The 26,413-nt window shown below is 38.4% G+C and carries 21 protein-coding genes; 2 read left to right on the top strand and 19 right to left on the bottom strand.

Going from position 1 to position 26,413, the window contains the following annotated elements:
* Positions 1–69: 69 nt before the first annotated feature.
* The 4 genes from FAX86_RS07240 to FAX86_RS07225 are packed head-to-tail and all read right to left on the bottom strand — an operon-like array spanning position 70 to position 4,669.
* On the bottom strand, positions 70–1,293 hold the full coding sequence (locus FAX86_RS07240) for a glycosyltransferase family 4 protein (protein WP_144392665.1): 1,224 nt from the start codon (positions 1,291–1,293) through the stop codon (positions 70–72).
* 12 nt (positions 1,294–1,305) lie between these two features.
* A complete protein-coding gene (locus FAX86_RS07235) occupies positions 1,306–2,376 on the bottom strand; it encodes a glycosyltransferase (protein WP_144392664.1) in 1,071 nt (356 codons plus the stop codon).
* Entirely contained in the window at positions 2,373–3,545 is a 1,173-nt protein-coding gene (locus FAX86_RS07230; protein ID WP_144392663.1) for a glycosyltransferase, read from the bottom strand. Before FAX86_RS07230 ends, FAX86_RS07235 begins: the two co-directional genes overlap by 4 nt.
* Entirely contained in the window at positions 3,524–4,669 is a 1,146-nt protein-coding gene (locus FAX86_RS07225; protein ID WP_144392662.1) for a glycosyltransferase family 2 protein, read from the bottom strand. The genes FAX86_RS07230 and FAX86_RS07225 overlap by 22 nt, the downstream gene beginning before the upstream one ends.
* Before the next feature lie 299 nt (positions 4,670–4,968).
* On the opposite strand from FAX86_RS07225, the gene FAX86_RS07220 reads away from it, so the two are divergent.
* A complete protein-coding gene (locus FAX86_RS07220) occupies positions 4,969–5,727 on the top strand; it encodes a methyltransferase domain-containing protein (RefSeq protein ID WP_144392661.1) in 759 nt (252 codons plus the stop codon).
* A 12-nt stretch (positions 5,728–5,739) separates the two neighbouring features.
* Positions 5,740–6,876 carry an acyltransferase family protein gene (locus FAX86_RS07215; RefSeq protein ID WP_144392660.1) on the top strand — a complete coding sequence of 379 codons (1,137 nt, stop codon included), beginning with the start codon at positions 5,740–5,742 and terminating at the stop codon, positions 6,874–6,876.
* On the opposite strand, the gene FAX86_RS07210 is transcribed toward FAX86_RS07215, so the two are convergent.
* From FAX86_RS07210 to fba, 15 genes are all read right to left on the bottom strand, one after another.
* A complete protein-coding gene (locus FAX86_RS07210; RefSeq protein ID WP_144392659.1) occupies positions 6,869–7,687 on the bottom strand; it encodes a sulfotransferase in 819 nt (272 codons plus the stop codon). The genes FAX86_RS07215 and FAX86_RS07210 overlap by 8 nt on opposite strands.
* Before the next feature lie 14 nt (positions 7,688–7,701).
* Positions 7,702–9,507 (bottom strand): alpha/beta hydrolase, encoded by a 1,806-nt coding sequence (locus FAX86_RS07205; RefSeq protein WP_144392658.1) that lies wholly within the window; start codon positions 9,505–9,507, stop codon positions 7,702–7,704.
* Between the two features lie 13 nt (positions 9,508–9,520).
* Entirely contained in the window at positions 9,521–12,055 is a 2,535-nt protein-coding gene (locus tag FAX86_RS07200; RefSeq protein ID WP_144392657.1) for a glycoside hydrolase family 2 protein, read from the bottom strand.
* 55 nt (positions 12,056–12,110) lie between these two features.
* The gene (locus FAX86_RS07195) at positions 12,111–13,085 is read right to left on the bottom strand and encodes a DUF1839 family protein (RefSeq protein ID WP_144392656.1); all 975 of its coding nucleotides are present in this window, start codon (positions 13,083–13,085) and stop codon (positions 12,111–12,113) included.
* The gene (locus tag FAX86_RS07190) at positions 13,086–14,015 is read right to left on the bottom strand and encodes an amino acid--[acyl-carrier-protein] ligase (RefSeq protein WP_144392655.1); all 930 of its coding nucleotides are present in this window, start codon (positions 14,013–14,015) and stop codon (positions 13,086–13,088) included.
* The gene (locus FAX86_RS07185) at positions 14,008–15,204 is read right to left on the bottom strand and encodes an acyl-CoA dehydrogenase family protein (protein WP_144392654.1); all 1,197 of its coding nucleotides are present in this window, start codon (positions 15,202–15,204) and stop codon (positions 14,008–14,010) included. Before FAX86_RS07185 ends, FAX86_RS07190 begins: the two co-directional genes overlap by 8 nt.
* A gap of 29 nt (positions 15,205–15,233) precedes the next feature.
* On the bottom strand, positions 15,234–15,473 hold the full coding sequence (locus tag FAX86_RS07180) for an acyl carrier protein (RefSeq protein WP_144392653.1): 240 nt from the start codon (positions 15,471–15,473) through the stop codon (positions 15,234–15,236).
* Between the two features lie 94 nt (positions 15,474–15,567).
* Complete coding sequence (locus tag FAX86_RS07175; protein ID WP_144392652.1) at positions 15,568–16,203, bottom strand: fibronectin type III domain-containing protein; 636 nt, start codon at positions 16,201–16,203, stop codon at positions 15,568–15,570.
* Positions 16,204–16,457: 254 nt separating this feature from the next.
* Positions 16,458–17,285, bottom strand: a complete 828-nt coding sequence (locus tag FAX86_RS07170; protein ID WP_144392651.1) for a hypothetical protein — start codon at positions 17,283–17,285, stop codon at positions 16,458–16,460.
* Between the two features lie 78 nt (positions 17,286–17,363).
* Positions 17,364–18,509, bottom strand: a complete 1,146-nt coding sequence (locus tag FAX86_RS07165; protein WP_144392650.1) for a GNAT family N-acetyltransferase — start codon at positions 18,507–18,509, stop codon at positions 17,364–17,366.
* 309 nt (positions 18,510–18,818) lie between these two features.
* The gene (locus FAX86_RS07160) at positions 18,819–22,466 is read right to left on the bottom strand and encodes an ATP-binding protein (protein ID WP_144392649.1); all 3,648 of its coding nucleotides are present in this window, start codon (positions 22,464–22,466) and stop codon (positions 18,819–18,821) included.
* Between the two features lie 27 nt (positions 22,467–22,493).
* On the bottom strand, positions 22,494–23,168 hold the full coding sequence (locus FAX86_RS07155; protein ID WP_144392648.1) for a DUF4194 domain-containing protein: 675 nt from the start codon (positions 23,166–23,168) through the stop codon (positions 22,494–22,496).
* On the bottom strand, positions 23,155–24,630 hold the full coding sequence (locus tag FAX86_RS07150) for a Wadjet anti-phage system protein JetA family protein (RefSeq protein ID WP_144392647.1): 1,476 nt from the start codon (positions 24,628–24,630) through the stop codon (positions 23,155–23,157). Before FAX86_RS07150 ends, FAX86_RS07155 begins: the two co-directional genes overlap by 14 nt.
* A gap of 170 nt (positions 24,631–24,800) precedes the next feature.
* On the bottom strand, positions 24,801–25,241 hold the full coding sequence (locus tag FAX86_RS07145) for a hypothetical protein (protein ID WP_144392646.1): 441 nt from the start codon (positions 25,239–25,241) through the stop codon (positions 24,801–24,803).
* Positions 25,242–25,296: 55 nt separating this feature from the next.
* On the bottom strand, positions 25,297–26,361 hold the full coding sequence (fba, locus tag FAX86_RS07140) for a class II fructose-bisphosphate aldolase (RefSeq protein WP_144392645.1): 1,065 nt from the start codon (positions 26,359–26,361) through the stop codon (positions 25,297–25,299).
* Positions 26,362–26,413: the final 52 nt, after the last annotated feature.

Genomic DNA, 26,413 nt, shown 5'->3' with positions numbered 1-26,413 from the left:
TCCGGTAAACTTTGCTAAAAAGTAAATTAGTATTTTGGCAGCTCTCATATACTCGTTATACTCTTACGATTAGTATGTATTAAATAAATCAGACAAAGCTTTACCAATTGACTCAAATGCATACTTCTTTTCAGCTAATTGACGTGCATTTTCTTCTAATTTAGTACGCACCGTTTCATCATCCAATACACGTTTAATTTGAGCCGCATATTCATCACCAGTAACAGCAAATAGGACATTTTCTTCTGCCGTTACATCAATACCTTCACAGGCTATAGGGTCCGCAATTATTGCATTTGCACTGGCTAAAGCATCCAAGATCTTTAACTTGGTACCACCACCATCTTTTATAGGACAAATATATGCGATGGCGCTATCGAAAAAGTAACTAATGTCATCGACAAATCCATGAACATTCAGCCGCTCTTCTTGCTCTGCCAATGCAACAACGTCATCAGGAGGATTGGCACCTACAATATCAAATACAAGCTCAGAATCGAGATCTTTGATTCTTGGCCAGATTTCTTTAACGATAAACCGAATAGCTTCTGTATTGGGATACCAATTTAGGCGGCCAATAAATATCAACCTCTTCTCTTTCGGAACTTCTTTGTTTGGCTTAAAGAAATTGACATCAACGCCATTTGGAATAGTAAAGACTTTACTTTTTGGTGAAATGTCCTTCAGTCTTTGAGTATCAACATCAGAGCAGGTGAAGTTAAAGTTAAACTGAGGACAATACATTTTTTCATATTTTTCTAAACGCACGCCCTCCTGATAGTAATACATTTTCTTTAGGAGATTAGATTCTTTTTGTGCGCGTCTAAGAAGCATATGTGACTCAATATTATGATGATCTAACGATGTCGGTATATCACCACAATATTTTTTAAATGGAGCAAGGCTTATCGTATCAAAATGTATGTAATCGAATTTTTCTTTCGCTAAAATTTCTATTATTGCTTGTCCGTACTCTTTACTAAATAACCAGTTCATCGTATAAGGTGCCGTTATAAGACTTTTCAAAGCAATCCAATACTTGGAAAAACGATGATTGTCCGCGGGCAGATCAACAAGCGTTATCGATTTGCAGTAATCCGATAAATGCTCTTTCGATTGTCGCACACCTTCTTCGACAGATGAGAATAGAGGCTTCAATAGTGCTTTCTGGTTGAAAGCAAGTAAATGTAACTCGTGATGCTTTGCTGTCTCTTTAACTAAATGATATCCCCTTTGCAAAACGCCACCTTTAGGTGGATAAGGAATAAAGTGAGATAACCAAAGTATTTTCATAAATGAATAATCCTAACGCTGATAGAGCGACAAATAGTCTTCTGTCATTTTTTCTATGGAGAACATATTTCTTGCTTTCTGAAAGCTCTGTTCTCCCATTTTAATTCTTAGCTCATTATTTTTAATAAGTTTGACGACCCTATCTGACAGCTCTTGAATATCGTCTTTTTGGTACAGATAACCGTTGACATCAGATTTAATAAGTTCTCGATTTCCACCAACATCAGAAACAATACAGGGTAAGGATGAAGCCATCGCCTCAATAATACTACAAGATAACCCTTCGGTTTCAGAATTGAGTAAAAAGATGTCTGCAGCATTTAGTAACTCTTGAACATCATCTCGATGCCCAAGAAGCTCGACTTTCTCCGTCAATCCGAGCTTAGAGACTAATTTCTTTAACGATTCAAACTCAGGCCCATCTCCGACAAACTTTAATACAACATTATTACTTTTAATAACTCGCTCTAACGCTACAACTAATTGCTTAGGACGCTTTAATGCTACCAACCTGCCAACAGATATAAGCGTTATTGTTTTACTCTCATTTCTCTTATTGATTTGATTTTCAGGAATAGCAATACCGTTATAGATAGTTTTTATGTTGGCTTTTAAAGGAATGTAGTTATCATAAAAAAGCGCCATATCTTTAGAAACTGATATCAGTTTAGTACGAAGCTTGCTTGCCAAACCTAACAAAAACCCTCGCCCGAAACGCTGCTGCACTAGGTAAACATCATGCAAAGTTGCAATGTGTTTTATTTTTTTTGTAAAAGCTCCTAGAAAAGTACCTGTCACAGGTCCGTATAAATGGGTATGTAGAACATCAATTTTCTTCTCTTCGAGATATTTTGCAAACTTGAGTGAAAAGAATTGCGCCGTAAAAATCGATTGGTATAAATGTTGAAATGGAACCTCTTCATGCGGAATTCCATGTTTATTACATAGATTAACTAGATAATTATTACCCATATGAAGCAAGACGACATCGATATTTTTTTGATGCATAGCTAAGGTTAGGCGAAACATCATCGTCTCTGCTCCACCTACCGATTTGGTATCAATAAACTGCGCGACTTTCATTGTCGATTTAACTCACAATTATCCTGTACTCGCGGTTGCCCAAGAGAACGATACAAACTTACATATTTTCGTGCATTATCTTCTGCTGAATAGTGTTTAACAATTCGCGCATGTGCGAGTTGCGCTTTATGTCTCGACTTTTCAGGGGATTCAATGACTTTACCCAAGGCGATAGAAAACCCTGTTTCAGTTAAATCTTCGACAAGTTCACCGCAAGCACCATCAGATAGAACCGATGGAATCGCACCAACCGCACTAGCAATCACGGGCACCCCCAGATACATAGCTTCAAGCAACACCATTGGCAATCCTTCGTGATCAGAACAAATAATTAAAGCATCCAAATTAGCGATCAACCGATGTACGTTTTCACAATGTCCTCGAAAAAAGATGTTATGTGACATTTTTTTTTCTTTCACGAGAAGTTCAAGAGTTGATCTTAAAGGTCCATCTCCGATGATTTCACACTGGACAGGATATCCTTTATCAATCAAGCTCTTAATCGCATTAATGCATCGATCAATTCGTTTTATTGGAACTAAACGTCCAACAATACCGAGTTTTATTGGCTGGCTAATTAACTTATCATTTGTCTCTGAGACATACTTTTTTAACTCAGTAGCATCAATCGCGTTTTCAATGGTGACAACGTGCTTCTCACCTGCAAACTTTTTTGCATAAGTGGCTAATTCAGTAGAGACAGAAATGCATTTTTGCTGTATTTGCTTAGCACAAAAACGGTCAAGTGCTCGAATGATAAGTTTATGAGGTTTTTTCCAGTTAAATTTATGCTCAGGAGCACCATGCATTGTTCTCACTGAAAGTGCATTGATTGCTTTAGCTGCAAAGCTGCCGATTATATTTTCTTTTTCTCGATGAGTATGTACAACATCGGGTTTCCAATGAGTTAAAGTATTTTTAACCTTTTTATATATCTCTAGTGTTGAGTTTTTTGACTCCTCAATAACTTCAACTTCGATACCTGCCTTTTTTAGACGATTTGCTAACGTCCCCTGATTTAATACAATTGCTTTAGCAGTGATTGATTGAAGTGAGTGAAGAGCAGTTAACAATGTGTATACTTGAACTTCAGCGCCAGCCCAAAGATCTCCCGAGACAACATGTACAACCGTAAGCTTTTTTGAACTCATCGCTTCGAAGGTTCCCATTTAGTAATTCGCTTACCGCTTAAAAACATGAATGTCGCATGCAATATCGCAAGATTTACTTGAACAAAGAAAAAACTCAATTTAATAATAGAGAGTTTTTGAAGTGATGGTATCAACCACCCAAGTAACACCAAAGTGTAAAATAGAATTTGTCCGTATAGCAGCAATGACCAGATAAAATGCTGCCCAATTAGCAGAGTGTTCAGTAATAAGGACGAAATCATGAACCAGGGAACCATCCAACGCATTACTTTATGACTAAATACCTGAAATGAGAAGAAGCCAAATTTAAAGGGATTCAAGACTTGTCGTTTTTCCGCAAGAGCTGCAATACCTCGGATAACAGTTCTTACCTTTCTTTGGTATTCATTACTGCTATTTTTAATATCGGGATAAAACCCTAGAAGCTCGGGATCGGTAATCGCGCGAAATCCTTTTTCGACACTATTAAGCGCAGTATTAAAGTCGCTAGGGACAGTGATGTCCCAATGCTCACAAATCTCTTTACGAGCCGCGAAAAACGAACCACTCAACCCGACCAGACTGTGTACCTGACTTTCCAGACCTCTTAGCCACATTTCATATTTAACATAAGCACCTTCTCCCACAATCTCTCCTGATTGCGACATAAAACGGTCTTCGCTTGAAACAGCTCCGACAGAGGGGTCTTTAAATGCGGTTGCTATTTGTTCAATCGCGTGCGGTTCAATTCGTGTAGAAACATCAGAGAAGACAATTATATTTCCGGAAGCATGAGCAATGGCAGCCTTTTGCGCGTTTTCCTTTCCTAGGCGCTCTTTCACATTCACCAGCTGGACGCCTTGACTTGCAAACTCAGACACATACTGATTTGTCTTATCAGATGAGCCGTCAGATGCGACCAATATCTCTAACTCGCCGCCATAATCACATGACAAAGTATTTTCTAGCTTCTGCCTTATGTTTTGCTCTTCATTATAAGCTGTAATGATAAAGCTAATTTTCGGAAAAGGATGGTTCGTTTCAGAATTTGAAGTCGAGTTGTTTTTGCCAAACTTCTTGAAGAGTATTAACACAATTGGGTATATGAAATAGCTATAGATAACTCCAAAGAGTGATAATAGCAATAAGCTTTCTTCCAACATCTGCTTTCCCGTTCGTCCTGTAACGCGTGTTCCCAATTTTGAGATGAAATTTTAAGTCATCGACTTAGGAAAGTATACCCCCGAAATCCAATTAAAATGATGACTTTCTCACAGTTCATTCATGATTTCATCACAGTATTTGTCGACCTTGCATGCTATCCTAAATACCATTGAGAACGTTTAAAAATATGGCTCTAAACAATTGATATAAATTTTAAGATTGATAATCAATATATTGTGAGCTGCCTCAAATTAATATAGGATATTTTCGAGCCAACTAATGGATTACAGGTAATTTCATGAAATATATCAGCCTATTCGCGGTACTTTTATTTACTCTATCCGGTTGTAATAAGCCACCAGAACCAAAGAATGAATTTGAAGAGGCAGTCTACAATCAGTCTCGGCCTAAAAGTGACACCAAGCAAGATTCTAGGCGAAAACCAGCTGCTATATTAGAGTTCTCACAACTAGAAAAAGGAATGAAAGCCGCTGATTTCATGGCAGGTTCGGGGTATTACACAGAGCTTATGGCATATCTAGTAGGACCCAATGGCCAAGTCTTTCTTCACAATGTACCCAAAAAAGCAGAGAGAGAAGACATTAAATCAGCTATTAACGAGCGTCTTGAAGGTAATAGACTGAAAAATGTGAAAGCAGTTACTGGCGAGACAGATAATTTCGAATTCCCAGAAAAAGTTGACTTAATATTATTATCTAAAGTTTTTCACGATTTTTATGTCCCGGAACAGTCAGATCAAAGAGACTCAAAAATCCAGAATTTCTTTAAACAACTTCATGAAAACTTATCCGCTACCGGTCGTGTGCTTGTTATCGATCACTCCGCTCCTCTTGGAAGTGAAATATCATTAACCTCAAAAACGCATCGCATAGACGAAAACTTTGTGAAGGATGTATTCAAGTCTAACGGCTTTGTTTTAATCGACCAGTCCGAAGCATTAAAAGTTGAAAGTGATGACAAAACAATGAATATTTGGGAATCAAAAGTTCGAAATAAAACTGACCGATTCGTATTATTATTTGAAAAATCAAAGTAGTATTTAACACTTATGCATCAAGGATATATTAAAGGTCTCGATGGACTGAGAGCAGTAGCCATTTTATGGGTCATGTTTGGACATATATCATCAAGTCTAAACTGGCCTGTAACAAGCGCCATACAGAAGCCTTTTAATTTAATAACCAATATGGGCTGGGTAGGCGTTCAGCTATTTTTTGTTATCTCTGGTTTTTTGATCACGCAAATATTATTGAAAGATCAATTCAAGCCCGGCTTTTTGAAAAACTTCTATATTCGACGAAGTTTGCGCATTTTTCCTGTCTACTATTTGGCCCTTATAATCTTTTTTGTGTTGATTCCTTTACTTGGATTTATGCCAGAATGGCTAGCCAATTCTAAAAGCGATCAACTCTGGTACTGGTTATACCTTCAAAATTGGATTAGACCATTTAGTGAACAGGGAGCATTGGCACCACTTTGGTCTCTGGCGATAGAGGAACAATATTATTTAATCTGGCCACTTTGTGTACTTTTTTTTAGAAATAGTACATTAAAGCTAATTTGTGTTTTTATGATCGTATCAGCTCCGATTATCCGAACATTCTTATTCACTCAAATGCCAGATTTCTTCAATATTGAAAACATTGGTAAAAGTGCGGCTTATAACTTTACTTTCGCAAGATGGGACGCCATAGCTATCGGCTCGCTTATTGGCATTTATGTTAGTGAGAAAAAAACAGATATACTAATTAAAATCTCTCAGGTTGGTACTATAGCATTCACTCTGATTATTTTAGCTCAAATTGCCCTATTTAGTAATTTCACTTCAGTGGCCTTAGGTATAGGAATGCTCAATCAAACTACGGTTGCATTATTATTTGGCTGCTTGATATTACTTATAAGTCAGTCTCAAAGTGACCAGAACATCATTATAAGATGTTTAGAGTTCTCACCCATAAAGTCTATTGGTAAAGTAAGTTATGCTATGTACTTATTTCACCTACCAATCGTTGTCGTTTGGTTAGGATATTGGAATCAGTCATTTCAAAATTATTCTTGGATAGAAACTTTAATAACTATTTTCAGTCATTATTTTGCACTTGTTTTGATTATGTATATATTAGCAAGACTATCATGGGCTCTTTTCGAACATCCAATATTAAAATTTAAAGACAAATTTAATTAATGCTATTTAATTTATACTGTATCGGAGTACATATATTATCTATTACTTCTCTTAAATAGCAGTCATCTATTTTTTCTAATAAATGATATTTTTCAGGTGCTTTATTCAAGTGACTTGAGCAAAAGTCTAAATCACTTCGTTGAATATCAAGAAACTTCACGACATTATTAATACTATCGTCAAAATTTAAAGTATCAACTATTAACAACTGCTCTCTAGGTATTGTATTTAGAGTATCTTCGATCGATTTAGCCCAGAATCGCAAATACGATTCTATCGGATAGACATTATAGTCCTTTAATAAGTGATCAAACTTAGTGTACTCAAATTCAGAATGTCTAAAAAATATGGAGTGCCATATTTTAATTACATCTTCACTAGATGGAGGGTAATTGATTGTATGATTCATCATCGAGTCTAGCCAAGAGCGAGGCGATCTAACCGACATAATAAACTTTGCCCCAGGGAAAGCTCTGTAAAGTAAATCGATTCTGTATCCTAAAAAACAGTTAGACTCAATTTCTAGCCAAACTCTCTTATCTCTCTTTCTTAACTTATGAATAAAGTCGTCATCGGAAATATTTTTATTGTAGTGTTCTTGAATAGAATATATTATTGAGCGTCTTTCTGGTTCATGCGATGCTCGAAAATTCTTATTAAACATCCCAGCTATAGACGTTGTTCCAGATTTTGGAGCTCCAATTGAAAAACACTGAAATCGTCTTGGGTGAATTTTTTCTCTAACTCCATCCGGAATTAGATATTTGAGATTGTTTTTCAGCGAAGAGTTAAACTCTAGATAATTCAGCATTCCTTTCTTACCAACTATTTTTCGTATTTATACCGACTCTCGAGATAAGATGAAATTATCGATATAAAATTATCCCTACATAACTTAGATGAAAATGTATGATCAGAATCTGGGATACGCTCTATGTATACATCACCAGATTTCATTAACTTTAGAACTTCGCCTTTTGCTTGACTCATTATTATCGATTCACCAGGATCTTTAGATGCTATAAAGAACGCTAGTTTTATATTTTTTGACTTTAACTTTTGAAAATCTCTTGATAGCTGAGAGGGCTCTACAAAACCAAATTTTTCTAATATTGATTTAACAAGATTTTTAGATTTTAAAATGAAAAAATTAAAAATAAACTTCAGTAAGTACTTCATATCCACATCAGCCTTTATTAATTTTTTCCACTTTTCAATACTCAGAAGGCTGTTCTTGTATTGCTCTGTATTTTTTGCTCGTGACTGCTCTTTTGAATTATCAATATAAAGGTGAGGCCTACGATAAAACGCAAGAGGATTGATCATAATAACTTCTCTAATATTGGATGTATCTTCAACTTCAAGCGCAGTGTGAAAAACATTGTGTGCACCTGAACATAATCCAGCTATAACAAAGTCTTTCGCTCCAGTCTCTACTTTTAGTGTATCTAAGACAGACTGGATATCTTCCGTTGATTCTGCTGGATATGGAGAGTTTTCATTGTCAGGATATCCAGAAACACTATCGCCCAAATTTCTTAAGTCTACACGTATTACTTGAAAACCAATGCTTGCAAGCTTTCTCGCCAATTCTACATATATTCGGTTTGGTCCTACACGGTGAACAGCCCCCGAGTTAGCCAACACAACAGTAGGTAACGAGTCAGAAACTTTTTCAGCTGGCTTAGAGATTATTGCACAGAGTTGATTCGATCCGAGCTTCACAATTGTTTCTTTAATTTCTAAGTCATTACTTTCAATGGCCAATTCTGACTGAAATTCAATAACCGGCTTCTGAATTGTTTTGGTTGGTACTTCAGTACACCAGTCGACAATACGATTCAGAGTTCCCGTTGGGACCAGTGTCTCTTGAGGTTCAGACATCATCTCAGTATAACCATCCATGACAAATTGTGATGTTACGTAAGATGTGGTTTTTAGCAATGACTCATAAAACTTGCTACCAGGTGAAATATCGTCTCTATCAACTAATAATACTCGTTCTGCGACCTTGTAATTGAGTTCACGGAGATTAATTTGAGATAACTCATCGGCAGTGTCATTACTCAAAAGAAATCCTGCACTATCTATATAGTCTCTTTCGATGGATTCAGTTTGTTCAGATAATCTATCGAGCGCTCGCATTTCTCTAACGAATGCTCTTCCCCTTTCACAAGGTGACCAAAAAACCAAGTTATCAACCTGAAACTTAGACGCATAAAGGCCAGCAATAGTTGAGCCTAGCCTAAGCCCTAATAAAGTTATTTTGGGATTATCAAAAAATGAGGAAACGTGCTTGATAACGTCATTGATATTATTTTGAAATGTTTCTAGTCGCTCAGAATCTAGAATAGTTCCGGGTGAGTCGCCAGTTCCATGATAATCAAACCGAACAGCAGCAATGCCTTTAGCGGCAAGAGAGTCGCATAAGTGGCGTAAAGTTCGATGCGCATGACTGTACTCGTAACCAATGGGATTACATACAATAACTAGATGATTATTGACATGGTGACTTAGTGGTAAGTGCAAGCAGCAAAAAACACTATTTTTTTGACCGGGCAACCAAAAAAAGTGCCGTTCACAAATCGAGCTTTCAGCATTAGTTGCTAACTCAGACATTTTAGCATTCATTTATTTTATTCGCCTATTCCTTTAGCTTAACAGATATTTCGCTATCTAGGTTAATAGCTGAAATATTTCCTTTAACTCGATTTACCTTATCGTTAACTAATTTTAAGACAATTACTTTTTCCGTACCAGGAGGTAGATGAAAATAGTTATCTTCGGGTGTAAAACCTTTAAAATCTAATTCTACAAATTGTAAAAACTCTTCTGAGTATAAGCTCAGCTCTAAGTTCGTTTCAGATTTCTTCACTAACTCGGCTTTTAAGCTACTACCTTTCGCAGGTGATAGGTTAATGCTATGAGTAAAACACACCGAGTCACTGATTAGTTTAGTATTTCGCATTAGCTTTGCGACAATAATGTCAAATTGTGGTTGTCCGAATCGATACGAATAAGAAGGGTCTAAAAACCTGTCAAACAAAGCTTCCAAGGAAAAGTGAATTTTTTGATTAGATGCAACGGATATCTTAACACTTGTATCGGCGACAGAAACATCGAGCTCTTTGAACAGTTCAATCACTAAGTCACACTCTAGCATCTCTGAAGATTCGTTAATAACCGTAAGATAAGAACCATTAAGTCCATCCTGTGTAATTATAACGGACTGTGTTTGCCATGACTGAGCTATCAAATAATAAGCTGGTTTAGGTATATCATTTGAGTCTATGATGCCGAAACCAGCACAAGGCCAAAAATCTTTATTGAACCAGATAAGCCCGCCATTACATTGAGAATCATGTCTTCGCCAAGACTCATATGTTTTAGCTATAACATATCCGGTAACTATTTTTGAAAGTTTAATGTACCTGTCTACATCGCTTCGCTTTAAAAAAATAGGATCAACTTTAAAGACTTCTCTCAAATAATGTTCTCGAATATCATCAAAATCCCAACCAGCGCCTAAGTCTCTGGGGATTCGCTTCGTCCAATCATTACAATAGGGAAATAATGTTTGTTTGCTAACAACCTGATTAATCGTCTGTTGCACTGGAATATGAGACAATCCCATTCCTTCAGAACAAAAACGCACACTGAACGCATCGCTATCAGGAAATGTATGCATATAAGCACCTGTTCCCCAATAGTGTGAAACGCCTTCGTTTAAATGAAACGGCATTACTCCACCCGTAGGTGATGAAGGAAAATAATGAGCATCTTTCCGTGAAGAACCACAAGCCTTTGATAAAACATCTGTATAAAAAGCGTGTGTCCAAATTTCTCTAGGCATTCCAAACATTGCTGCCTGAGCTTCCACATCGGTATTACCACAGAAAACACTGATCGAAGGATGAAACTGTAAACGCTGTAATTGATAATTTACTTCAGCAATAATATTGCTATAAAAAACCTCATCTTCAAATGGGTAGTCCATACTGGCAAACATGAAGTCTTGCCACACAAGAATTCCTAAAAAATCGCAGATACTATAGAAATCATCACTCTCATAAATCATAGTACCGCCAACGCGAATCATATTAACGCCAGCATCTTTTAAGAGAGTAAGATGATTTAACAAATTGTCATAGGAGCTATTTAAACTTCGATAATCACTTAAAGTCCAGCAAGTTCCGCGACAAAATATAGGTTCACCATTAACCAATAATTGATTGAGTTGCTCGTCAAATCTTATCGACTTAAAGCCAATCTTTTCTGATTTTAACAAAACGTCCATTTCGTTACTGGTTGCGACTAGTTGATATTCGTAACACGTCGGTTTGCCATGAGTATGTGGCCACCATAAGTCGCAATCTTCTACTTCAGCATATGAGCTAACTATGTCGGAGTTACCAGAACACTCGTTAATGTTAACGGGATAAGACTGACCATTTAGCTCTATCCGGTAAGTCCACTTTTTATCTACATCCAAAGAAGTGACTTTCCCATCTAATTCAAAATATCGCTTATTATTTTTAGCGTAAGTTCTTACTGAACATTCAACCGCATCGAAGTCACTTTTATAAACTAGATGAATAGGACGCCACGGTCCAACAGCTTTAATCGGAGGAGTCCAAACATCGACATGCCCCAGCACCGTCGCTCGCAACCATCGCATATTTTGGTTATCGACCAACTTGGTTTTCCATCGTGGTCGAGGATGACGTTGCGTTAAAAAATTATTTTTTGAGTGAAAAAGGATAACGAGAGTATTATTGGATTGAATACGTTGAGTAATGTCGACTTCGAATCCTCGGTACATATTATCGGAATCTAAAATAAGCTCTCCATTCAACCAAACGGTTGTTAGAGTCGCTAGTCCCTCAAAGTTGAGCAGTATTTTGGCGAACGTTTTATGCTCATTATCCGCGAAGTTTAAGCAGTACCACCAATCATAATCATCAAAGTCATAGGAAGGATGCCAGATATCTTCTCCTGCATCCATAGCATGCATAGCAACCGTACTTGGAACTTGCGCAGTAAACTTACCTATGTGATGAGATTCAATATCTTCAGGCGAAACACATTCAGCTGGACGAGTTTTGAATAACGTCCAGCCTTCTGCTAATTCTACTTTTTGATCGCTATTAGTTTTGCTCAAATGACTCGTCTCGCTCATTGCGGCTATTCATTCACTAAATTTAGTGGCAAAGTCCTCTCTGTCGCAAAGGCATTTAGTCTTTCAAGAACCGAGACTTCAGACAATCACTAGCAGCTTGCCATTTTGTCGCTAGTGAATCAATAACTTCTAAGTTCAGAGATTTACCTCGACTAATGGCTCGAGCAAGTTGAAATTGGTAAACCTTGGTGATTTCAGAAATTTCTTTATAAAGAGTAGACGCTTTCACGACAGATGGATCATCTGAGTCTAACCACTTTAAATAATTGGCAGCTAATTCAAAACAAGCACCAAATTGACGAAAAGTAACAAAAGCATATTGATGAAACATATCGATACTTTGCCCTTTTAGCCATTCAAAATCTGACTCAAAGCGAGTTCGAAAAGCACTAAAAGGATTATTCTTAGGCATCATTTTTAATTGACGCAATAATATTTGAGTCGATATATCTCGGAGCTCATCTGAAGACCGTTTAACTAAATTATTCAGCTTTGCAATTTCGACATACGGCGCTAATACAGCTTTACTATCACTACCCGGCAATCCAAACACTTGGGTAAAATCGTCGCCTGATAAATGATAATAGCCTTGCGCGTGAAAATATCCCATGTGCTTATTAGCAATATCAAGCTCATTCACAGAGACAGTTGTTTTTACGTGCTCACGCTGATAGGCGGTTCCAGCAGTATCAGGCAAGTATTTTGAATCGAGTTCTACTAAAACAGGCCGGCCAAGTTTCACTTGCTCTTCAACGTGATCGATTAGAGGTTTCCAAATTACAAGTTCTTGGACCTCTACGCCATAGAGTTCGTATAAGTCAGTTAACTGGAACTTAAAGAATGTCCACTGATCACCTTCAAAATCAGGAGTAAGAGTAAATGCCATTGCCGCAATAGGATCGAGCTCTAATGCATGTAACTGCTCAATCCAAACATCAACATAACAGTTGGTTTCTGCCCAATCTCGTTCTTGTGTATGCAGTAAGTGCCGAGTGTAAGAGTCGGGATCCAAATTTAAAATGGTATCCATTTATAACTCCAGAACTTGCTTAACTTCTTGCGGCCACTTTTCTGGATCCAGTCCATGAGTTTTCAATAAGGCCAGAGCTATCCTTTCAAGACCAAATCCAATACATGCGGTATGAGCAAAGTTACCATCTTGAGTCGTAATATTAAACTCACTACCGAAATGATCTAAGTGACAGTTACTCGAAGAAATTGCTGTTAGCTTCTTTTCTGATGCAACAGGAACTACCAGTTCAAATTTTAACTCTTGCTCTTTTTGAGTCGCAGCCATCACCTTTCCACCGCGGCCAAAAAATGGATCATTAGCCAGCTCTGCCTTGACCGGTAGACCAACCCCTTTAAGCATCTCTTGGCCTTTCTCAAGCCAAAAGTCTCTATGCGCTCTAGCTTGCTCAGGAGTACCCAGACGAACGAATTCTCGCTGTCTGAATATTTGCATGCGTGCAGGATCGGGAGAAGGTTCATGACGAAAAACAAAAGCACGAAGATCAACAAGGCGTCCTTCTTCTGGCAATACCGTGTTCGCAGCTGTTGGATACAAAGGATAGCATGCCGCTGGAACCATCATCACATCAGCGGGTTCCAAACTGGATGTCCAGTCTTCACCTTGTTGTTTTTTATCAATCATTGCCAACTGGGCTTTTTGATTCCCTTTAAAGGTATGAATCGAACCCATTAGATCAGGCATTGTTTCTATATGATCCGTCGACAAATATGTCGTACGACTCAAAATAGGAGGAAATCGGACAACTTCAGGATTGAGTGGTTTTCCATTTTTAGTCACATAACGTTCGAATGCCTCAATAATTCCTTCGAAGGTACCACTAAGGCCATAAACACCCTGCACATCACAACCTAGCAACAACCCTGCTTCGAGTAGTTGCTCTCGGTAATTATCGTAATCTTCCACTAACTCGCCATGTAAATTACACACGTCCCGCTTCCTCCTTGTGCATAAGAACTAACGATGAATTGTGCATCATGATTCGATCATTATTTACCATTAATGATGCGCCATAAGCATCACGAATGTGGCGACCTAAGGTCATGTCAGAATTATTACGATAGCTTGCAATTCCACATATCATCATAGATTGGCCGACAATATCGATCAGTAGTTGCGAACTTTTAATCTTTAGATTATTGACTCGAATGGCAAATCCAAAATTCGTAAAGGCATCGGTATCGCCTTTTGCTAACAACTTGTCATAATCGATTATTGAGGCAGTAACGTTATTTTTCATATCGTAAAGTAAGGTCTCAACTTCAGCCAATCGAACAGAAGATATTGGCGGCATATTCGGATTTTTGCGCATTGCATTCTTTACAAACTTACGCGCTTTATCCACTGCAGAAGCAGCTATTCCAGACCACAATGAAGCCCAAACGATATGAGAATAGGGGTGCATTGTTTGACTTAGAACCTCGGTAAATGACACCGGAGAAATTTGCTCAACAGAAGCTTTCGCTTTGACAACAAATCCAGAACTACAGGTTCCGCGAAATCCAAGCGTATCCCAATCGGAAATGGGTTCTACTTCGTATTGCTCTTTACTAACTAAGACACCGACCTGATCACTTTTCGCCGCATCTGGATTTCGTCTCGCAGTAATCATTAAGTCGTCTGCGTCTTCCGCATAAGAAATTACAGGTGCCTTTTTCTCTAGTTCAAAATTTCCATCTGTCGCTTCAACAGCACAGAAGCTGGAAAGCAAATCACCACCAATACCAATTTCGGTAGTTGCAGAAGCAATTAAACGCTGCTCAGAAACAAGTTTGTCGACATATCCTTGATAATAATTCTCATCTAAGCAGTGATGAACAATACAGGCGACCTGAATTTTATGCATGGCATAAATCATCGCTGTAGAACCGCAGTAATGACCCAGAACTTCACAAACCTTGCTCACTTGTTCGATGGACATTCCCATTCCACCCAAAGACTCAGGTACATAGCTGCTCAGTAACTTAAGACCTTTAAGTGCTTCTATACCTTCTTTTGGAAATCGAGCTTTTTCATCAACATCTTGCGCGTTTGGTGCGACAATATCTTTTCCGATTTGATGAACTTGAGTAATAATTTGATTAAACTCATTTGAATCCATTTGAGTCGGCTTAAACATAATTCTAACTCCTTGAAATGCTGTACCTATTATTCGGAAAGATCTTCGACGGTTTCGGCGATTGACTCGATACTACCAAAGGTTTTGCGACTCAGCGCAGAGTCGGGGAATTCGATATCAAACTCATCTTCTAACGCAAGCATTAAGCCGACGGTGGCTAAAGAGGTTAATCCTGCTTGATACAAATCACTGTCATCTTGAAGTTGATCGACGGGAGTAGTTAAACGACCGTGAGTTGACAGGATTTCCCTAACTTTCTCTATATTCATGTGTTGCTCTTCCATTGTCCTTTGAATAATTATAAAGATTATAATTTATTCATAGAGCAAATCCTAGTAGAAAGCCCTGCTTCTCCGACTCGTTTCACATTTCTTTTTGGACAATCCTCGAAAGTTTACTTTCAATATCTTGCTCATTAATAGCCGTCATTGAAAAATAGTAACGACGGCCAGTAATCAAGTTATCTACGAGAAAGGATGTGGCCGAAGCATCATTGATATTGATCACATTATCCATCCGATTCGAAGATAATCCATAGTAAATACGATAACCCTTTAGGTTAGTCAGAGGAGTATTATTTTCATTTTCTATTGGCGGAACCCATTGCAGCGTTGCAACCCCCGTCGCCTCAAGTATCGATATAGAAATTGATTGTTTTGAGCTATTACCATCAGCATCATTAATCGTTGCCGATATTTGATGTTCGCCTAATGACAAAGTGACTTGGCGACTTGCACCAAGTCCCAGATCGCCATCAAGACTTGATGTCCACTCTATGTTCGAACTTAAATCACCATCTTGGTCATCAATTGCAGAAGCCACCAATAGGACACTCATACCTGAGGGAAATGCTTCATTATCATCTGGACTCAGAATTACTAACTCAGGAGCACCGGCTCCACCTGCTTTCGATTCACTTGGAGCACACGCTGTAATAACCATTAGCGTTAGACAAATCGATATAGCTGTAGCGATAAATATATATTTTGAATGATTCATAATTCATGTTCAGTATGTCAAAAACAGTACTAGTCCTTTAAAGATTATCCAGCCGTTTTATGACATTCATCCGATAATTACAAGCCAATGGCGATATTACTTACGAATTTGATACACATTGCTCACTTTTTCTACTGAAAAACGTAAGCCAATCAAAGATCGGTCAATATTTTTTATGGTAAGGAAATTACAAGAAAGGAAATATTGCTCGGATAAAAAACTGCCCAGCTTTGCTGAGCAGTTTTTCAATGATATTAGTTTAAAGGACAACCTTGTTCGTTGAAATCAACCAAACTTTGAATCAATGGACCATAATCGTTATTGTCGTAGCTAGTCTGGAAAGCATCAATGACGCCATCGGTTGTCATGTCAAAGCTGACACCTGCAGACAGAGCATTTAAATAAGCAGCCGTTGCATGACGAGCAGCCGTATTAACTTTACCACCTTTAGCAGCAAGAGCTTCAAATAATGTAGGATCCGTCACTTCACCCTGACGTTTCAAACGAATGGTAATAACCCGATCGAATACTTCTGAAAACAAGGTAGTCTCAGATACAGGCCATGAATCTAAATGATGAGTTTGTTTCCAATAACCAGGAGTACAGCCTTCACCACCTTGAGGTACTGATTCGCAGCGAGCCCATGCATTATCAGATGCAATACGGATAGTATCGGAAATCATTGACCAACCTTCTACAGTTGCTACATTTTCAATGGTACCTTCATAACCATCACAATAGTTGGCAGCCACAGTTTCATAAACACTGGGAGTAAAATCACTTTCATCGCTTGGTAAATCTTCCATATTAACAGCGACACCGATTTGAGGATCGGTCAACACGATACCGTAGAGTCCACCAAAAGCGTCAGGGCATTTGTAAGCCGTAAAACGAAAAAATGCATCAGAATTAATGACGACCGCTTCTACTTCGGTATTAGCGTCATACCAAGTCACACCATCGCTACTGATTTCTTTCTTTAAACACAGTTGCGTGTTCGCGGAAGCGACAGATAGTCCGAGTGCGGCGAAAATGAGAGAAACAACTTTAAGAACTTTACTTGGATTACATGCTTGTAACATGACAAACTCCCTTTTGTGATTAATTTAGAATAAAGTTGAACTACTGATCAAGTATACGAAATAAATCTCATAAATCAATTAATATCTGAGCCACTTATCATAAAATTTGAAGATTAATTTTAATAGCTGTGACCGAATGCACCTTTGCGTAATCATTTTAGGCCCCGTCTTGGCTAACTTCTTTTTATAATTGACATTTTTACCCTTACCCTCAAGTAAGTCAAAGTAATAAACATCAGCATTTTTAAAGCATTCTTCTAACATATAACCAAGATGCAAAGTGCCCAAAGCTAAGCGCTTATTAAAGTTCTCTAGATAACCGCCTGATATAAAATGAATCTTGCCATCTTTTTCAAAATTAAGCATGAACGAAACAGGTTGATCACCAACAACTAAAACGCTTGAGTGTGTCATTGAGATTGGACCACTCGTATAGTTGGAAGATATCTTCTCAATAAAATCGACAACAGAGTCATTTAGAAAAGACTTTCCCCACCTTGCCTCATGACACGATTTAAGCATGGAAAAAAACTTTTCAGGGCCAAACTCCTGGATATCAATCAAACGAATATCTCCCATGCTTTTTAGACGTTTTCGTCGCAAATAAAGCCGTAACCGAGTGTTTCTTCCCAGTGCGGACAAATAATCAGAAAATTCACCCTGGCAATCAATAACATAACCGCACCCTTCACTATCCACACGGCGATAGAAATTCCACATCGTTAACTCGTTATCGATGAAGCGCCAATTTGGACTATCGAGTAAAAAGTCCTCTAAAACAATTTCATCACAGTTTGTGCTTTTGTAAATGAAGTCAAAAATGGCTCGAATTCCTGACTCTCGAAACTGAGGATGAATAATAAAGTCCATATACTCAGCTCTTATTCCACCACTTTTAGACTGTCGTTTTCCCATCAGTTGTAATGAACGCGTCTTAATGAGCCCATGAAGATAAAATCTTTCAGATAAATACAAGGGAGCGATCCCAACAAGCTCATTTCCGGAATAGACGGCAATGACTCGCAACTCATCCGATGAGCGTGAAAAGTTCTTCCACCAGTAATACATCCATTCCCAACTCAAAAAAATGGGATCACTATCGGATAGCTCAAGTAACGAACTCCAGTCTTGCTGCTTATTAGCAAATTCTTCTTCAGTCCATAGTTGAGTGACGAGATTAGGAATAGTGGCCGCAAGCGAGTCAGCGATTGCCGTGCTATTCATCAAAAATGGTCCTTTAACTTATACATGCATATATCCAAATGTTTACAGCTATTTTCGGTGAGTTACCGAACATCGATTTTGTTATGCAGCAAGGAAAGTATAGCGTTAAAAAATAAAAGTCCGTGATTTTCGTCGGATTGCAAAACTCCCAAGGTAACTTTCGAGGATATCTGCGGAGTAGTTCCGATATTAGGCAGCGTTCTTAATTTCGGACCTACACTAAAAGCATTTGAAAGCTCAACTAGCCAGCACAAATTGCGCTGGCTAATTTAAAGAAATGTGATTTAAAAAAAAGGCGAATGTGACAGGTTAAGCTTCCAACGATTGCATAAAATCAATTTCAGCTTGTTGATAGATTGTGTTTCTATGATTAGCCCATAACTCTTGTATTTTTTCTTGATTACATACTTTCCTGTCAACCAAAACACGAGTGGTTAGCTCACCACGAGGTACCGCACTCGGGCATTTTGCGTAGACAAATTCATTTGTAATAAGATCCATATATGGTCCACATTTACTGGTAGGCATAATGAACACCAGCTGCAATCCAAGCGAATCTGTTAGGTATTGAATGACTTCTCGCGATCGAGTTTCATCCATCTTCGAGAAGGCTTCATCAACTAGCACCATTCTCAAGTGGGACTTCCCTTCGCTGAAACGAAAAGCACTGGTTATTGCCGCTGCTCGAATAATATAAGCGGGAGTTTCAAGTTGGCCACCAGATCCTGTCCCATACTCAGAAAGAGGAATTGCAGGTTTTCCTTCAACTTCTTTATAAATTTCATATCGATGATAATTTCGATAATCGGCGATACGATCGAGTTCTCTTAGTGCTTTATCTTCATCATCATCCAATAGCATAGTCATAAGCCGATCTCTAACTTTTTGAGAAGCTTTTGTTAACTTTGCATCAAACAAAGTTTGACCGTCTCCTAAATCGGGATTCCTAATAATCTCTTCGAAAAATTTTGAGTACTCTTTGTATTCTGGTAGCCACTCAAAGTCAAAGCGAAATGTTTCTCGGTCATCACCAAACTTATGGTATTGCAACTCATGATTAAGCATTTCAATTTGGCGCTTTCCATCATTGATCGCTTGATGTATCGAATGACAAAGGTTACTCACAAAAGCATTATTAAAACTTTCTTTGAGCTTTTGCAGCTGACCGTGTTTCTCGACCAGAATATTATTCTTAAGGCGGTTATAAATAGTATCAATTTGCCGCTGAAGCTGACATATGGTTCGAAATAATGCTTGATTATAGTCGCCACTAAAAACATCGTAAGCTACTGCATCGCCCGGCAAACTGTTTTGATTATGAGACTTTATCGAATCATCAAACTTTCTCTCAGTTGTGTGCAACTGTGACTCAAGACTATCTTTGTGCTGCAAAGCGAGTTCTCTATCAAGAGAAGGCGCTTTTTCCTCAGCATCCATTAACTTTGATTCATAATCAACATTTGGCCAATCTTCTGAAATTGCCTTTAATGCTTGCTCACAGTTTTCGACTTGTTGCTGAGTTGCATCTTGATCATCAGCTATCTTTTTAATAGCACGTTTCAAACTTGCGAGCTTTTCCTCGAGCTGACCAATCTGTTTAATCAAAGTATCTTCTTGAACGCGAAACTCTTCTTCTTGCGATTTAAACTGGCTCAGTTTGTCTTCAAGCTCACCATGATCATCAAGATCGATTTGTTGTATTAAGTTTTCTAACTTTTGCAGTTCTCTATGACAACTGAGCATTTGAGAAAGAACATCCGCAATATTTAAATGCTTTAGAGACTCCAAAGAGCTGAGCAACTGTTTAATTCCCTGCATTCGGTCATTCGTTAATTGCCATTGCTCTGTTAAGCGATTTAACTCAGACTGCTTCGCAAGTGTAGCCCGTTTTCTTGCCTCAATACCAAACACTAATTCTGAGTCATCGATATCACATCGCCACATTGAGTAGTTACCCGATGCTAAACAGTCTTTAGTGACTCCGCGCCGCGTCATCTTTAAGGCTTCTGTATCTTCTACGCACAACACGGCTCCATAACTCGCCGTTAAATAATGTTTTGCCGTTGCGTGAGTAAAATCTAATACATTTATGATACTATCGTTGTCTAATGATAAACGCTCGCAGTCTCGATAGGCCTTTTCCCCTTGGATTATTCTGGCTTTACTCGCTCTACCAGGTAATCCACGAATTATCCGAATAGCATCTGCTTCAAATTCTGGTTCAACAATAATTGAAAAACGAGCGCCGCCAATATAACCTTCGATAGCGGCTTGCCATTGTTCATCAGTGACTTCAACATGATCACATAACACTCGTGGATCAGCTTTAGGAAGCGCATTATTAATCGCATCAATCGCTCGAACCACATAATCAGGATAACTCACCTGCATTTGATCGAGTCGTTCTATTTCTTTTTGCTTATTACTTCGTTCTTTCGCTATTCGTTCATAGTCCATTTCTAATCGGGAAAGTCGAGATGCAACCGATTTAAGCAATGAACGATCTTCCTTACCAGCATACACCCAATGATTGACCCAGTTATGCTGTTCAGACTGCAACTCTCTAACTTGATCCAACTGTTTTTCAAGCATTTGGATATCGTTCATTAAGTCTTTACCTAATAATGCCTGTACGTCTAATGCATCTTGGCTCAATAATTTCTGAAACTTTCTTGTAACCTTTAAACTATCGCCACTGATTAATTCAGGCATAGCCTGTTGTACTTCTTTTGACTTCAAAGCATCAATAATGGAGTTGCAGGCTTTTTGAGTTTCTTGAACTTGTTTATCTTCTGTTAGCAATAATTGCGCTAGTTGAGAAAGTTTTTTCTCTTCTGCTTTTATATCTTTAGATATTTCATCTTTCTCTTGAAGAGCCGAAATCCCAAGTCGCTGAGCTTCTAACGCGACTCTCTGTTCATGAAGCTGTTCACGTCGATCTCGAGTAATCTCAATCGACTTTTGATGCTCTCTGATTTGGTCTTCACAGAACTTCTGTTGTTCTTTATTTGATAAATAATGTTTCTGCCGAGACAAAAAGTCGTTTTGTGCCAATAAATAATTTTGGTACTGTAAATCGGACCATAAATCGATGTAAGTCTGAGAGTATTCTCTAGACTGCTGTAAAATTCCAATAGATGATGTTAATCGTGCTGCATCTCGTTCCATTCCGTGAATGGTTTTAAGTTGTCCTGATATTGAACGAATAGCCTCACCCAGATCCTTCTTTTCGAGAATTTCTTCTGAAACAAAACGATCGATGCTTTGAACAGGCTTGTAAGCCATGAACCGAGAAAAAGCCTTTGCGCTATTTAGTGCTTCACTTTCAGCAACAGCATCTTTTTTACCTCTCAAAGCACCGTACAGCCGGCGTAAATAGGCTCGTTTTGTGTCGTATTTTTCAACATTCGGATTACCAAAGTTTTGAATTAACGACGTGTGGCAATTTTCCAGTGTTAAAATACTCTTGTTCTTCCCCAGGTCCAAAACTAAGTGATTCAGATTTATTTGAGTATTTTCAAATTGATTTTTAATAATATAAAAATGCAGGGAATCTTGCTTAGCCAATTTATTATTACCAGCTTTTTCAACAAAAGCTCTAACCGCTAACATGGCGGCAAAGGGAGCCCCATCTTCATTTTCGGTTGGATGGAAAATGCCAACAATATACCCATCAGTTGGGTTTAACCGTGAATAACTGCCATCATCACAGCCTAGAATATAAGAAGCTAACGTGCGGACCTTTTTGCCACCTCGTCCTCTCTGTGTTGTCTCATCTTGCCCTGGATTAAACTGAAATAGGTTTTCATGAGCAGCGGTCATTAAAGTTTGTATAGCATCCGCAGCAGTCGTCTTTCCGGAGCCATTGCCACCCGAGAATAAATTTAAGGGACCAAAGTCAAACTCCGAATTTGGCAAGTTTCCCCAATTTACAAGAATTAGCTTTTTTAAATACATAGTAAATTTTTTCTCAATTTATTCAAATTATGATGAGACAACTTCATCGACCGTACCGTCAACGTCTTCCGTTACTTCATTGGAAAGAACGTCGATAGCATCCTCATTAACAAAATTGACGATCATAGGATGAATTTTTATCCAGGTCTCACCACTTTCAAAATCTTCTTCCTGACGGAATTGAATGAGTCTTAATTGACGTAGACGCTGAAATAATTTTTTCCGCTCTGTTAACTTTTCAGGTAACGGTCGCCGTAACATATTTTTTATTGCAATAGAAATTGATTCGAGTGACTCTAATGCAAAACCTGAGTCATCAATTTTTCCTTCACGAAGAGCTTTGTCGTATTGCACACGCAAAATTAAAATCAGCGCCACTTCGTTTTGCGATAACCGTTGCCTTAAACTTCCAGAGTAAGCACTTTCATCGGCATCTCTAATTCCAGGAATTTCGGCACCTGGGGGATATAAGCGAACATATTGGAAGTGGCTGTCGTGATGTAAGTTTATTTGCGCAATCGACATATAATCTTTGACTAAATCTTCTATCCTTACATATCGATCATAGAGAGCTTGCTCTGTTGCGCTTTCGTTTCGACTTAAAACAGTATAATTCAGTAGTCGAACAATAAGTTCCTGAAACTCATTAAAAGAAACATGATGATTTTGTAAAGCATCTTCTAAAGCATTACTCAGCTTCATTGACTTCTCGCTGTTCTGATTGATTTAAGTCATTTCGTGACTTTAAGGTAATTGTAAATTCGTCGGCTTCGAAATAATCATCATTTATTCGTTTACCGGTTGGTTCTACCACAAATTGAAATTCACTGGATTGTCGTCCTGCTGAGCCAACTTCAATTGCGTGAGCTCTCATTAAGAGTTCTCTTGCAGAGCTAACAGGAAGTTGGTGCGAATAAATTCGATGACCTTTCCCTAAAGATTTCACTAAATAATCGGCCATATCTTTATTGCTTAATGCAAAAGCTCGTTCTACTGTTTGACGAATATAAAGATCTTTACGCGCCGAATCATTCATCGATTCACTATCTTCAGCCCGAGTATCGACGACACGTTTCTTTTGTCGTTGATAGAGCTTAACTTGTTGCGGGTCAAAAAATGCTACTTGTAATTGGGCAAGTTTCTCACCTGCCTGTTCTAATTTTTCATCAACTAAATTTGTTGGTTCTTGTGATAGATTTTGACATATATCAACCAGCTCACTTTGTCGACCTTGAGCTGAGAAGCTTAATTGACGCATAATGATGTCTGCTCGACGAGTAAATCCATGCAATGAACGCCGCAAAGCAGGCAACATAATTTCGGATGCGCGGTGAATTCTTTGCTCTATTCTTTCCAAAATCATCAAATAGACAGAAGTATTTTGATGCTCAATAAGTTCTGGAGCGACTTTACGCAAACTTTTCTCTGCATCAGCTTTAAATTCCTTTCGTTTTCGACGAGCTTTATTAATTGAATCTTGAATTTCATCACGCCATTTTTCAACACTGTCTGCCGATAAACGAATCGACAAATCCGGCATAAATCGTTTTTCCATAAACTCAAAAAATTCTTCACTGGCTTTTTCGACCAGTTGTTGAGCTTCAACTTCTTTAACCAGCTGTCGTTTTCGCTCATCTAATTCGGCTATAGTATCGCTAAAGTCAGATATGATTCTTTCAGAAAACTCAAAAGCATCAAGCAAATCATAAACGTCGCCCTGGTCGATAAAAACTTTTAGTGCATTTCGGACGTTACGCGTGTTTCGATGGCGCGTACGATAAGCCGCTCCACTAGTTTCAACGATCGATTGAGTAAAGAGCCGCCCAATTCTTGTGAAAGCATATGAACTTTGCAGAGTCGCTTCGTCCACCTGTTTCTCTAGCCAGCCATACTCAAGCAAAGTATTTAAGATCCAGTTTGCTTGTTCACGGTCATTTCGAACCGGTAGATTACTGTCTTCTTCTGTATCTCCGTCAAAAACAGGCGACCGAGTCACCGTTTCTTGAAATAAGGCAACCAGCTTCTCTCGCGTATTAAGAGAATCATAATCCGCCTGAATGGTATAAAGTTGTTGATATAGAGACTGCAGACAGCTGGCAATTTGCTCGCGGTACTTGCTCGTTAAAGGTCTAAAAAAGTCTTTTTGTTTTTGTATAAAAAACATTCATTTCCATCGATAGAAGTTGTTAAGATGACCTGGCTTTAAAGGCCATCAGAATAGTCACTCTTGAAACTGAGCGTTTAAAATTTACCAGAAGCGATCGGTGAATGCTTCTAATAATTTATATTTTTTTAAGATCAATAAACGACTGCTTATAACATAGAACAACAGGTTTATTTTTTCGTCTGATACCCAATTTTATAATTAAATAGAGCATCTGCTTCTTCTCTCGTTAACCGACGTACTGAGATAAGAGCAGCAATAATACAATTAATAAAAGACAGGCCAATAGCTGCCGATGGAAGGTCAAGTAACCAACTAACGATAGAAATACAGAGCAGGGTAATACTCGCACTAACAACACGATGAATTTTGTCAATCCCACGCCCCATAAATCCTGCAAAAAAACCAATTAAGAGACCAGGTAAAAAATAAACCGTAAAGGAAAACAACGGATAAGGGATTAATAAGAAATATATCAATAAGCCAGGTATCGCGCCTGCAAGGGATCCCAGAATCGTTCCTGTTAAACTCTGTTCGCTAAGTAATCGCTGCTCCAGAGTTAACTCACTCGTTGTTGAACTAGCGTAGGGATTAAGATCTGGATCTGACATTAAGTAGCTGTAAAAGTGCGGGATCGAATACTATTCAAAATCCCGCGCAGTTCAATTAATTGATTTTTGGATCTAATTCGCCGGAATCATAGCGTGCTACCATATCATCCAAAGAAAGTGCTTTTAATTTACTTGCGTTACCAGCAGTACCAAATGCCTCGTATCGCGCAACACATATATCCATCATCGCTTTAGTTGATTCAGCAAGATATTTTCTTGGATCGAAATTGCTTTTGTTTTGCGCCAGATGACGACGAATAGAACCTGTTGAAGCAAGACGCAGATCAGTATCAATATTCACTTTACGAACACCATGTTTAATACCTTCTACAATCTCTTCGACTGGAACTCCGTAAGTTTCTGGAATTTCACCACCAAACTCATTGATAACGGCTAACCAATCTTGAGGAACCGATGAAGATCCGTGCATTACTAGATGAGTATCAGGAATACGCTGGTGAATCGCTTTTATCCGATCAATTGCCAGAATATCTCCTGTTGGCGGACGTGAAAATTTATAGGCTCCATGCGAAGTACCAATCGCGATTGCCAAAGCATCAACTTTGGTTTGCTTTACAAAGTCAGCCGCTTCATCAGGATCCGTTAATAATTGATCGTGAGACAATTTACCTTCTGCACCAACACCATCTTCTTCTCCGGCTTCGCCAGTTTCTAGAGAACCGAGGCAACCTAATTCACCTTCAACAGAGACTCCACAAGCATGAGCCATTTCTACCGTTCTTTTAGTTACATCCAAGTTATATTCGTAACTTGCTGGTGTTTTACCATCTTCTCGTAAAGAACCATCCATCATAACTGAAGAAAAACCTAACTGAATCGAGCGCTGACAAATAGCTGGGCTAGTACCATGATCCTGATGCATAACAACAGGAATATGAGGAAACTCTTCTATCGCTGCCAATATTAAATGTCTCAAAAATGGAGCTCCAGCATATTTGCGAGCACCCGCAGAGGCTTGAACGATAACGGGCGAATCGGTTTTGTCTGCCGCTTCCATAATCGCTCTCATTTGCTCCAAATTATTCACATTAAAAGCTGGAACGCCGTAACCATGCTCAGCAGCGTGATCCAACATCTGCCTCATAGAAATTAATGCCATGTTTATTTCCTCTCTTCCCGATTTTTAATTCGTCGTGGCTAAGTTAATGTTT

Origin of the sequence: Pleionea sediminis, from assembly GCF_007570825.1 — a bacterium.
Classification (GTDB): Bacteria; Pseudomonadota; Gammaproteobacteria; order Enterobacterales; family Kangiellaceae; genus Pleionea; species Pleionea sediminis.
Note: the sequence above shows the minus strand (reverse complement) of the source record. Positions and strands in the feature narration are given on the sequence as shown.